Here is a 10,869-nt window from a genome sequence, read left to right as displayed (position 1 = left end):
TAAAATGAATAACTGCACTTCATTATGCATGAAATGCAGTATTCACACTTCAAACCAAAACTTAGCCTTGATAAATTAATTTAGCATTTTCTACTTTTCCTGAAAGGTCGGACTCATTTTTGAAGTACTTGTAGTCATTGTTGAATCCGCCCTCTGGCTTGTCCCCGATAATATAATGTTTGACTGTGAGATCATCGGGAGCGTTAAGGACGATTTGGTCCGAAATTCGAACCCGGTTGTCCTTGAGTGTATCTTTACCTTTTGTGATTTCAGAGATTACAATAAGCCTGTTACCCGTTGCATAAACCTTTTGAATATCAATTTTGTGCATATATTGTGATACTTCAGCCTCTACTTTTATGGTTCTTTCTTCCACATCTGCTTTGGTGCCAGGCATGTCTATGTCAAGAAAAGGTACTTCTACTTCTTCCTCTTCCATAACAATCACAACTTTAGGTACCTTAATGGTTTTAGTCCGCGTGCCAACGTTTACATCAGCCCAATCAACGTCATACTCCGGAAGTTCTCCGGCTTCAGTTTCTATGGCCAGATCTATTTCCGGAAGTTCTCCTGAGTCTTTCTTTTCTATTGAACAGCTAAGCATTACAGCCGCTGAAGCACATATAAGGTAATTCGAAATTTTCATCATTATTTATTTAGTTAAAACTTATTTCACAATATTTAGCTTTGAGGAACATGAATAAACCATAAGCCATTAATCCTAATGCTACTATAGCTAATACAAACGTTCCAAATTCATTTTGTAAAAAATCTAGAGCGTCACCCGTACCACCGGCTTTGTCAGAGTTGGAGGTAAAAGCTGCTTTAAAAGTCAGATAACTCACGATAGAGATAATAATGCCACGAGATGTGTGACCTATGATACCGGCTTTAAGGAGTATACCTTTGGCAGGTTTACCTAATCCTGCTTCTTCTATCTTTTCTTTGAATTTACCTGAATAGGCAATGTAAAATTGGTAAATCGCCTTGCCCATAAATAATAAACCTACAACAGCTACTAGTATTTGACCATAAGGCTTGCTTAGCAGATCAGCAATGTAAGACTCTCTACTACTCCCACCACTTGATGATGAAGCGTTTAGTAACAAAGAAAGTGCAGTATAGGCAAGGAAGCCATAAAAAGCTCCACTAATAAAAAAGCCTGCCCGGGCCAAGACACCCTTGATATCCGTTCCCCGCCCTTCCGGGTCAAAAAAGGCCTGGTAAAATCTCCAGAAAACAAACCCTGCCAGTCCGGCTACAGTCACGATTAAAATTACCTGCCCAAAGGGCTGTTGGACAAGGTAATCCAACGCTCCGCTACTTCCGGTTTTTTCACCGCCCCAACCCACAGCTGTCATTGCCGTTAAGCCTCCTATCAGGCAATACACAAAACCTTTTGTAGCGATTCCGAATCTGGCAAATTTCCCTCTTTTCCCGTCGCTCACGATATTATTTGGTTAGAACATAAAATGCATGAATTATTCCGGGAACTATACCTAATAAAGTAAGTATCAGGTTTAATAAAAAAGCCCCTGACAGCCCTTTGCGTAAAGCTACTGCCACAGGAGGGATAAGAAGAGCGAGTATAATTTCTAAAATCGTCATAGTCTGTTTTGTTTAGTTGGTGTTATCCAAAGACCATGCATAGATGAAAAATCACTGAAACGGCTTGACAGAAGTGGTGTTAGGTACAAAAATGTGTAATTTGTTACCCGATTTGGGTATTGCAATTACCCGATCGATCGGAGTTTGCCATTGTTCCTTACTATGATTAAAGCGCTAAAAACCCAATAATGCCAATCGAATGAACCTTAAGGGCGTAGTAGTTGTGATATTAGTTTGCTTTCTGCCATATTGGGTTTTTGATGTTGGATAAGTGCAGATTGGCATGATTGTATAATAAGGTGTTGGTATAATGAAGTCCAGATTTTACTTTAAACTTAGGCATCAACGAAGAACACGTTTATCCCGGATCATTGTCATCCTTTTATTGATCATAACGGTCATATTAGCCTCGGTCATTTCCTATAGCAAGTTGATCGAGGCTTATGCAAATCATGTAGTAGCTACCTCTATACAAAACCTGGTGACCAAACAGTCTCAAGGGAGATATGTCGTTGACTTTGATAGTGTATCCATTGACGTGTGGAGAAATAAGATTTTTATCAAAGAGTTTGAGTTGGCTATTGCGAAGAAAGAACAACGCGACACAGAAGATAACAAGACGTTTAGAACCCATGTTGCTTCATTGCAACTGGATGTAACTAGTTTATGGCTGTTATGGATGGATGATATCCTGGACGTGCAACGCGCTATTCTTAACAAGCCCGAGATACAAATAACTTTCCGAAAGAAACGCCGGATAGGTAAACCTGCTACCGAAGTAGGTGACCTGATCAATGAATTGAACAGGCATCTCAATGTATTAAAAATTGATGAATTGCAAATACAACATGCGGATATCCATTTTTACCGGAAAGACGGTAATCTCCGGGAAGAAAAACTGCATTTAGAGGACCTTTCATTAAAGTTGACAGAATTTAGTTGGCAAACTGATGATGCCCTGGAAGATGTAAAGAGCGATGGGTTTTATGTTCAGCTAAAGGACCAGACATTTGTCTTGCCCGACTCTTCTGCCAAAATCACACTGGAGGAGCTGGAGTATTCACTAAAGCAGAATCGATTGATACTCAGAGATGTGCTCATCAGGCCATTGATCGAAGGTGAGCCGTTAAGTGAGGCAGCTATCCGGGATTTATCCCATTTTCACTTCAACCAATTAGTACTTAGTGGAATTGATCTTGAGAAAATATATCTGGAAAATATCTTGAGTATTGATACTGTCGAACTTAAAAACCCTGAAATAGTGTGGAAGTCGGGAAGTAAGCTTGGAACTACAGCCATCCAAAAAGGTAAAACAAGCACGTCTGTCATAGACAGTCTTTTTATCAATCATTTTACTGTCTTACAGGGCGATATGAATTTTGACCTACCCATAAATGATGATAAAATGCCATTCTTTATTCAACAACTTGATGCTGAGCTGAGTGATTTATCTTTTGGAGGTGAAAAAACAGGGGCTTTTAGTTATAAACAAGCTTCTTTTAACCTGAAAAAAGTGGCTGGTGCCACTTCAGATAGTTTGCATCTAATGACAGTTGCTCAAATAAACTATGCCACGTCTGACCAGCGCATGAAGATGGACTCACTTTCCATACGGCCGTCAGGTGTGGGCTACATACAGAAAGGAAATATACTGGACATCTCAATTCCTGCTTTGGAAATCAACGGACTTAATGACGCTGATTTTACAGATCAAAAAGTTGTGCTAAGTAAGCTTATATTAAAACACCCTGAGGTTTACATCAGGCATGTTGGACAAAAAACAAATACAGATCAAGCCCCTCAAAACACTTTTGATAAAGGAAGTCAACCCATACAAATTGACCAGGTGATAATAGAAAAGGCAAATGTTATCCTTGATCATGAGGGTAGAAATATGCAGGTGGTAGATGGAAATGCTACCCTGTTAAACTTTTTTTTCGATAATAAGTCAGTGCATTTCCTGGATACTGCGCTGTATTACCAAACCTACCTGCCTGAGCTCACAGTGACTTCAAAAGACAAGAAAGAAAAGCTCACAATGAGAAATGTCAGCGCTTCATCTGACACAAGAATGATTAAATCTGATGAGTTCGCTTTTCGCAATACCAACGCTGAATTCAATGTAAAGCAGTTGGTTTTGATAAATTCAGAGAATTGGTTAATTCCGGTCAGGGACAGTCTGCATTTACAATTTCTAGGTTTCAAGGACTACGTGATTGATGTCCGTAAAAAACAGGCCGGCGACAGAACTTCACGATTACCTGTCATCCTGGTTGACACTATGCAAGCCTCAGATGGCTTGTTACGTTTTTCAGATGGGTTACAGAATAAATTCGAAGTTAACCTGGACGTCGTACAGGTAACCGGGGTAAATCATCATTCCGGGAATCTCTTTACCGATCACTATGAACTGGGCATGAGTGATTTTCAATTTACAAAAGGGCCACTGTCCCTGGGTATTGACAAAATGATGACCAGTTCGGACCAAAAAGTATTACGAGTGGAACAGGTTCAACTAAGTCATTCAGCAGATAGTATAGTAAATAAAGGAAGTGTGGCATTAGCTGAATTGTCAGGTTTTGATGTGCGTCATCTTTCGGTAGCCGATACCAGCCTATATTTTGGAGTGCTTACACTGGAGGATTTGGTTTACAGCAAATCAGGTAAAACCTTTCAAAGATCTCCCGTTACGTTGATAAATTTCTGGCCTGAAGAAATGCCGGAGATAACTCTTGATAAAGTGAAATTGGTCAATGCATTTTATAATAGTGATGTGAACACCACCCGTCAAAGACTGGAAGAGATCAACCTTGAGCTACGAAATATTCATTTTACTTCAAATAATTCCTTCGCAGATTCGAATCCCAACGGGTTGCTTTATGCGCAACAAATAGAAGGTAGTGTAGAGCGGATTCTTCATGAAAAGGGACAACAAGTTTTTACCGCTTCCAATGTGTTACTTAATTCAGGGATTTCAGCCAGCTCAGTAGAGTATCACGACAAAAGTGCCCATGACATTGATCTGAAAGTGGATAGTTTACAATTGACAAAAGTAGCATTTAATCGTTTCTTAGAGGACAACTTCATCGAAGCAGATGAATTGCTTATTACCAAACCTACCATAGAAGCCAGGTTCAACCCAGTCCAATCCACCGCCAAATCCATTCTGCCTACTATTTCATTGGCTAAAGTTCGTGTAAACGATGCCTTGCTGGATGTAGTTACCAAAACCAATCAACGATTCAACCTGCAGCCGGTGGATATGGTATTGGATGATTTTTACTATGACTCTCTCACCAATTTAACTACGACATACATACCAGCAAGTGGTATTAATTTAAGCACCTATGATTTGAAATTTACGACCGGTGATGGGTTAAATGAAATTATATTAGGAGAGTTGAACCTGACCAACCGGAACAACGGAGTGAATATTTCCGGTATAAAGATCAAGCCACTTTATGGACAAGAGCAGTACATTGAGAATGTTGGATTTGAAACAGATTGGATAGAAACCACCATCCCATCGATTAACATAGAGGGACTCAACTATCGTCGGTTTTTGAGAGAACGTGCTTTTATCGCCTCATATGTGAGTGTAAACGATCCTGAAGTGTACGTCTATCGTGATAAAAACGGCGTGGATCCCATTCCCGAAAGAAAAAACCTTCCTGCGGCATTATTAAAAGAATTAGATATGGACGTAATCATTGATTCCGTAAGGGTTAATAATGCAGCTATTACCTATGCTGAAGTTCCTGAAGAAGGAGCGTCTCCCGGGGTGATCAGTTTTGAAAAAATGAATGCTACGGTGAAGAATGTTACCAATGTAAGCGATCGTATTATGGAAAGACCTGTTATGAAGATGCATATCGAAACCCAGGTTATGGGTAGGGCGCCGGTGATCGCGGATTTTAAATTTCACCTGAATAGTGAACTGAATAAATTTGAATTTTCCGGTAAGGTGTTTCCCCATGAGATGACTTTATTCAACCCATTCACAGAAGATGGTGCTTTTCTTCAGATAAAAAGCGGTAAATGCAAAAGTTTAGTGTTTACAGCGTTTGCAGATGATGACAAGGGGTTTGGGTCTATGTATTTTCAATACAATAACTTCAAAGTGGCGCTGGTAGATAAGAAGACCGCTGATACAAAAAAGTTTGAAGAATCTGTGGCCTCTTTTGTGGCCAATACCTTTTTAGTAAAAAGACGTAATCTCGCTATTATAAGACTTAGAAAGGGAGATATATATTACGAGCGAAATAAAGGTAAGTCCATTTTTAACTATTTATCGAAATTATTCACGAGTGGGGTATCCAGTAGCATTGGATTTAAAAGCCATAAAAAAGAGATACGTAAATTGATGGAAACTTCTTTGTCGATTCGTGATCCTGGTTAAGGGGTTCGATCGGAATTAAAAATATATGGCTACAAACTCCTGTATCCTCGGCCTGGTAAGGCCGGCAACTATCATTTACCTACCATGCACTGTTTGCCAATAACTCTTCGATTAGTAACTGATCATTGCATGTATGATCCGGCTTTAACTGATGGCAGGAATAGTTTTTTTGGCATTTTCTCTGGCATAATGTTCTTTCAAAAGCTGTACATTCCTTTGATTGGCCTTAAAGTAAAAATCAAAAATAGTTCCGATGAGTGGTATGGAACCTATGACCGCGTCCAGGGTGGCATTGAATACCATACGTCTTACCACTTTACCGCTGGCGCCATGCCGATACATAGTAACTATTAATAGTCCTGAAATGGCATAGGAAATCACATCACCGATTACAGGAACCAGGCTGATGATCGGGTCCAATCCAAACCTGAAGTCAGTTCCCGGAAACTTAAATTTGGTGTCTAATAATCGTGAAAGCGCTTCCACGGCCCTTATGGATAAGAAGGGAGTATGCCTGGCTTGTCCGGACGGTGCCATTATCTGATGGAGTATAACGATATATACATGATAGATTTTCTCAGTCGAAGTAAGCTTCTATCTCTCTTTTCAGGTTTTGCCATTGCTTTCTGTCTCCTCCCATAGCTTTCACAAGCTCTTTGACTTTGGAAGATCCGAACCCTATCACTTCTTCCATACCTATTTTTGGGGGTAGAGAGAGTTCTCCGTCATTTACGATGGCATTGATGACAAAGGGTAGTTTTGACTGTTTGGCTATTTCAAGTGAAGTAGCTATGTCCTTGCTTTCATCCACACGTGCACCGCCACCACCAATCATAGCTGAAAATTCTGCGAAATTCAGGTTTTCAACATGGAGGGCATCCAGGTTTGGCGCCAAACCGGCTTCTTCCATTTCAATTTTCACAAAACCCAGCTGGCTGTTATTCAATACAATCACTTTTATAGGCAGCTTATATTCAACCGCTGTCATGTAATCATTCAAGGTCATATTAAAAGAGCCGTCACCCACAATGGCCCAAACTTCGCGTCCGGGATACTGCATCTGAGCGCCGATAGCAGCGGGTAACCCTACAGCCATAGAACCAAGGTTAAAGGAGCCAAGTATCCTGCGGTCATTTCTGAATGACATATGATTGGAACTCCAGATAGCTGCTGTTCCCGTATCAATGACAAAAATGGCATCTTCACTGGCAATATCACTCAATAAACTCGTGAAAATTTGCGGATGAAGTGGTTGAAGGTCACGTTTTGGATCAGCTTTTTCTTTTCTGGTGGCTTTCCATTGGTCAAACTCCTCCTGAAGGTCGTTCAGAAACAAAGCGTCTTCTTTGACGTCACACAAAGCTATAAGTTCATTTACAGTCGTTTTAATATCTCCATGAAGTCCTAACGTAACAGGCGTTCGATTGCCTATATTTTCCGGCCTGATGTCTATCTGAATGGTTTTAGTGTCATCCGGTAAAAAGTCAGTATAGGGGAAATCTGTCCCTAACAGGATCAGAAGGTGCGATTTCATTATTCCTTTATAACCCGACGGATTTCCGATGAGACCGGATAATCCGACAACATTGAGGGTATCATGATCGAAAATATCTGCTGCACGCAAGGAATGGGTAATGGGCGCTTTCAATAATTTCGACAATTCCAATACTTCTTCTCTTGCATTCCTACAACCAGCCCCGGCCAAAATGCCTATGGTTTTTGCACTATTAATGAGAGAGGCAGCCTCTTTCAGCCCGGAAAGTGAGGGTAGGATAGTGGAGTCCGAACGAAAAACTTTATGAACGAAAGCTTCATTGGCTGCGGGCATCTGTGCGATGTCAGCCGGAAGCTCTATACGGCATACACATTTTTCATTGATCGCAATACGTAAAGCCCGAAGCATAACTCTGGGAGCTTCTTCCGGTGAACGTACAATTGCCTGGTATTCGCAAACGTCGTCATAGATCTTTTGTAAATCAGCTTCCTGGTGATAACTTGTTCCAATGTGCTCTACAGGTATCTGACCGGTAATAGCCAGTACAGGTGACCTTTCTTTCTTAGCATTATACAATCCATTGATCAAATGCAACGCCCCTGGCCCAACAGTACTGGCACATACGCCTAAATTACCGTTTAATTCTCCCTGTGCATAGGCAGCGTAGGCCGCATTACCCTCATGTTTCATACGTACCCATTCAATTTCTTCACGCTTACCAATGGCCGATACCAAAGGGTTCAAGGCGTCTCCGGCTACTCCAAAAATTTGTTGTACCCCTTCCGTAATAAGTATATCTAATAATTGTTCGGAAACATTCATATGTTATGCATTTAGGTTTAAAAAGAAAAGAGGATTAATTATTATTTGCATGGAGTTTTAGATGAGATAATCCTTATCTGTACTCAGGGTTTTCAAATGCCCAACGTTTACCGTTATCCCAGTCCTTCCTCGAATTTCCATATTCAGGATAACCACCCTGGGCCTTCAGTAAATTAGCTAAATGCAGCAAATTGTAGGTCATGAAAGTAGTGTTACGATTAGTGAATTCATTTTCCCTGGCATTCGCCTCTTCGTCCAGATAACTTGGACCCGGACCTACTTCACCGACCCACCCGCAATCTGCCTGGGGCGGAATAGTGTAACCCAGGTGTTGCATAGCGTATAATATGCCCTGAGCACAGTGCTTTACACCATCTTCATTCCCGGTTATTACACAACTGCCAACCTTTCCGTAATAAATATACTGTCCCTTATCATTTTGCTCTCCACTCATGGCATACATTCGTTCTATCAATTTTGTGCATTCTGACGAACGTTCACCCAGCCAGATAGGCGTACCTATTATAAGTATGTCAGCTTCAATGATTTTTTTATAGATGGCAGGCCATTCATCTTTATCCCATCCGTGTTCAGTCATGTCCGGTTGTATGCCTGTAGCGATATCATGATCTGCAAAACGCAGGTACTCAGTGGATACTCCTTCCTCTTTCATAATATTCATAGAAACATCCATGAGGCCTTTCGTATTGCTCGTGTCAGGACTTTTTTTGAGTGTGCAGTTGATGTATAATGCCTTAAGTGCGTGAAATTTTGGTGTCATAAATTCAAGAAATTAGTCATTAGTGATGCTCATATCAGCCATACTATTTTTGGCGTCTGTAAGTTGCTTTTTATGATGCGTCAATCGTTTCAAAATTGTTGTACTGTCAGCAGACCATGTAGTCAAAGAGGTATTATGGAAAATGGCGAGTGTTTGTTTTAAGTCTTCTTTTTGCCGGTATAGTCCCTGGCGCAGCGCATAGCATTTGTCGGTATGTGCATATCCTTTACCTCTATCAAATGCCATAATCAGATCATCATACATCTGTACATCGTGCGCATGTACTTCAATGACCTGAAGGATCGTATCTTTCAATTGGAAATAACCAGGGGTATATTTGTCCTTTTTTAGTGTGGTATTTGCAGATACTTCAGGGGTAAATCCCAGAATAGCAGCAATGGATACAATACCCAATGCAGTCACCAGAAATAGTTTTAATGGCTTAGACATTTTCCTCATCATTTAGGGGCGATTGTTCTTTTAAATCACTCAGTTGATCTGAGAAAGCCGACCTGTACAGTAGTTTAGCTACTCCGCTTACCACAGCCAAACCTACGGTCCAGGCCATTGCCTGAGTAGTATCCACCTCCGGGTCACCAGGATCTTCAGGGGGTGGTGTTCCTTTGGTAGATTGCCATAGTTGGCGGGCTGCCGCACGGATGACTGTTCCTACCAATATGCTGCCGATGCCGTATAATAAAAGTTTTTTATCTGATGTATCCATGTGTGATTTCTTATGTTAGATCAATTGGCCGGTTTTACTTCTGACGCTAGCTTAAGTACTTCCGAGCCGTCTTCCTGTCGTATAAAAAGAGCTTTGTTACCGGGCTCTCCGTTGCGTGTTACCTTATTACCGTTGATGGTTTTGAGGACAGTTTTAGTATAGGTTTCCTGTACTTTTCCTTCTGCTGTTCCTGTACCCCATGACCACGTTACTTTAGAACCTTTTCTAATCATATGTTTCCTGTTTAAAGCTTATAGATCACCTTTTTCAGCCGCTTTTTTCATCTTATCATTTGCATAGATGGCTAACTCTACACGTCGGTTTTTTTGCCTTCCATAGTCGCTTCCATTGTCAGCAACAGGCTGGTCTTCTCCATAGCCGATCACAGTCATTCGTTCTGTGGCAACATTATGGCTGGTCAGATGTGTTTTTACCGCTTGTGCACGTCGTTTTGATAGACGCTGATTGTATTTGTCAGAACCGGTAGCGTCTGTATGACCTTCTATAAGAATTTCCGTATCCTCATATTTTTGAAGTATGGTGGAGAGCTCATTCAGGTTTTGCCTGGTGGTGCTGGTTAGATCATAAGAATCCAAACCAAACATAAGCCCTGAGTCAAAGGTGATTTTTATCCCTTCACCAATTCTTTCAATTTCAGCTCCTTCCAGGTCACGCCTAAGCTCTTCGGCCTGTTTATCCATTTTTCTTCCGATCAATGCTCCGGCCGTACCCCCAACAGCTGCCCCTATAATGGCGCCTGCGGCGGTATTTCCCGCTGCTTTGCCGATCAACCCGCCAATGACAGCGCCGCCACCACTACCGACGGCGGCACCTTTTTGTGTTTTAGTAGCATTACATCCTATTAATGAGAATGCAACGAGTGAGCAGAGTAGTAATTTTTTATATAATGTAGATTTCATTTTTTTATCATTATTAAATTCTAAATGATAAAAGACAAATGAGATGCCATTCGACAAAATGGAGGTAAAGAAAGATACAGGGACCCGTATTCATCAATAACAGGCGACTAACGACCTCGT

The 10,869-nt window shown here is 41.0% G+C and carries 11 protein-coding genes; 1 reads left to right on the top strand and 10 read right to left on the bottom strand.

Translation table 11 applies throughout. The features are described from left to right. Positions 1-61: 61 nt before the first annotated feature. From FNH22_RS05505 to FNH22_RS05495, 3 genes are read right to left on the bottom strand one after another with little or no spacing between them, the layout of a single operon-like run. Complete coding sequence (locus tag FNH22_RS05505; RefSeq protein ID WP_221420218.1) at positions 62-649, bottom strand: hypothetical protein; 588 nt, start codon at positions 647-649, stop codon at positions 62-64. A gap of 7 nt (positions 650-656) precedes the next feature. Next, on the bottom strand, positions 657-1,448 hold the full coding sequence (locus FNH22_RS05500) for a DUF1206 domain-containing protein (protein WP_255517994.1): 792 nt from the start codon (positions 1,446-1,448) through the stop codon (positions 657-659). A gap of 4 nt (positions 1,449-1,452) precedes the next feature. After that, positions 1,453-1,608, bottom strand: coding sequence for a YqaE/Pmp3 family membrane protein (locus tag FNH22_RS05495; RefSeq protein WP_143397343.1), 156 nt, complete (start codon positions 1,606-1,608; stop codon positions 1,453-1,455). A gap of 310 nt (positions 1,609-1,918) precedes the next feature. Here FNH22_RS05495 and FNH22_RS05490 point away from each other — a divergent pair, with 310 nt between their 5' ends. Continuing rightward, entirely contained in the window at positions 1,919-6,007 is a 4,089-nt protein-coding gene (locus FNH22_RS05490) for a hypothetical protein (protein ID WP_143397342.1), read from the top strand. Positions 6,008-6,151: 144 nt separating this feature from the next. Here the strand turns inward: FNH22_RS05490 and FNH22_RS05485 are convergent, their stop codons facing one another. The 7 genes from FNH22_RS05485 to FNH22_RS05455 form a co-directional block, all read right to left on the bottom strand. Next, the gene (locus tag FNH22_RS05485) at positions 6,152-6,544 is read right to left on the bottom strand and encodes a DUF4112 domain-containing protein (protein ID WP_143397341.1); all 393 of its coding nucleotides are present in this window, start codon (positions 6,542-6,544) and stop codon (positions 6,152-6,154) included. A gap of 40 nt (positions 6,545-6,584) precedes the next feature. Then, positions 6,585-8,324 carry a thiamine pyrophosphate-dependent enzyme gene (locus tag FNH22_RS05480; protein ID WP_143397340.1) on the bottom strand — a complete coding sequence of 580 codons (1,740 nt, stop codon included), beginning with the start codon at positions 8,322-8,324 and terminating at the stop codon, positions 6,585-6,587. Between the two features lie 73 nt (positions 8,325-8,397). Further along, positions 8,398-9,105 (bottom strand): flavodoxin family protein, encoded by a 708-nt coding sequence (locus FNH22_RS05475; RefSeq protein WP_143397339.1) that lies wholly within the window; start codon positions 9,103-9,105, stop codon positions 8,398-8,400. A 12-nt stretch (positions 9,106-9,117) separates the two neighbouring features. After that, complete coding sequence (locus FNH22_RS05470; protein WP_143397338.1) at positions 9,118-9,555, bottom strand: hypothetical protein; 438 nt, start codon at positions 9,553-9,555, stop codon at positions 9,118-9,120. Next, entirely contained in the window at positions 9,548-9,829 is a 282-nt protein-coding gene (locus tag FNH22_RS05465; RefSeq protein ID WP_143397337.1) for a DUF4235 domain-containing protein, read from the bottom strand. The genes FNH22_RS05470 and FNH22_RS05465 overlap by 8 nt, the downstream gene beginning before the upstream one ends. Before the next feature lie 20 nt (positions 9,830-9,849). Further along, positions 9,850-10,062, bottom strand: a complete 213-nt coding sequence (locus FNH22_RS05460) for a DUF2945 domain-containing protein (RefSeq protein ID WP_143397336.1) — start codon at positions 10,060-10,062, stop codon at positions 9,850-9,852. Positions 10,063-10,080: 18 nt separating this feature from the next. Next, positions 10,081-10,749: an OmpA family protein gene (locus FNH22_RS05455; RefSeq protein WP_143397335.1), complete on the bottom strand. Its 669-nt coding sequence runs from the start codon at positions 10,747-10,749 to the stop codon at positions 10,081-10,083. Positions 10,750-10,869 lie beyond the last annotated feature (120 nt).

It is taken from the genome of Fulvivirga sp. M361, assembly GCF_007097395.1.
Taxonomy (GTDB): domain Bacteria; phylum Bacteroidota; class Bacteroidia; order Cytophagales; family Cyclobacteriaceae; genus Fulvivirga.
Note: the sequence above shows the minus strand (reverse complement) of the source record. Positions and strands in the feature narration are given on the sequence as shown.

Bases quoted from the DNA above. Each gene is read 5' to 3' on its own strand.
- FNH22_RS05495 (WP_143397343.1), bottom strand. From the start codon at position 1,608: ATGACGATTTTAGAAATTATACTCGCTCTTCTTATCCCTCCTGTGGCA.
- FNH22_RS05505 (WP_221420218.1), bottom strand. From the start codon at position 649: ATGATGAAAATTTCGAATTACCTTATATGTGCTTCAGCGGCTGTAATG.
- FNH22_RS05465 (WP_143397337.1), bottom strand. From the start codon at position 9,829: ATGGATACATCAGATAAAAAACTTTTATTATACGGCATCGGCAGCATA.
- FNH22_RS05470 (WP_143397338.1), bottom strand. From the start codon at position 9,555: ATGTCTAAGCCATTAAAACTATTTCTGGTGACTGCATTGGGTATTGTA.
- FNH22_RS05460 (WP_143397336.1), bottom strand. From the start codon at position 10,062: ATGATTAGAAAAGGTTCTAAAGTAACGTGGTCATGGGGTACAGGAACA.
- FNH22_RS05485 (WP_143397341.1), bottom strand. From the start codon at position 6,544: ATGGCACCGTCCGGACAAGCCAGGCATACTCCCTTCTTATCCATAAGG.
- FNH22_RS05490 (WP_143397342.1), top strand. From the start codon at position 1,919: ATGAAGTCCAGATTTTACTTTAAACTTAGGCATCAACGAAGAACACGT.
- FNH22_RS05455 (WP_143397335.1), bottom strand. From the start codon at position 10,749: ATGAAATCTACATTATATAAAAAATTACTACTCTGCTCACTCGTTGCA.
- FNH22_RS05475 (WP_143397339.1), bottom strand. From the start codon at position 9,105: ATGACACCAAAATTTCACGCACTTAAGGCATTATACATCAACTGCACA.
- FNH22_RS05480 (WP_143397340.1), bottom strand. From the start codon at position 8,324: ATGAATGTTTCCGAACAATTATTAGATATACTTATTACGGAAGGGGTA.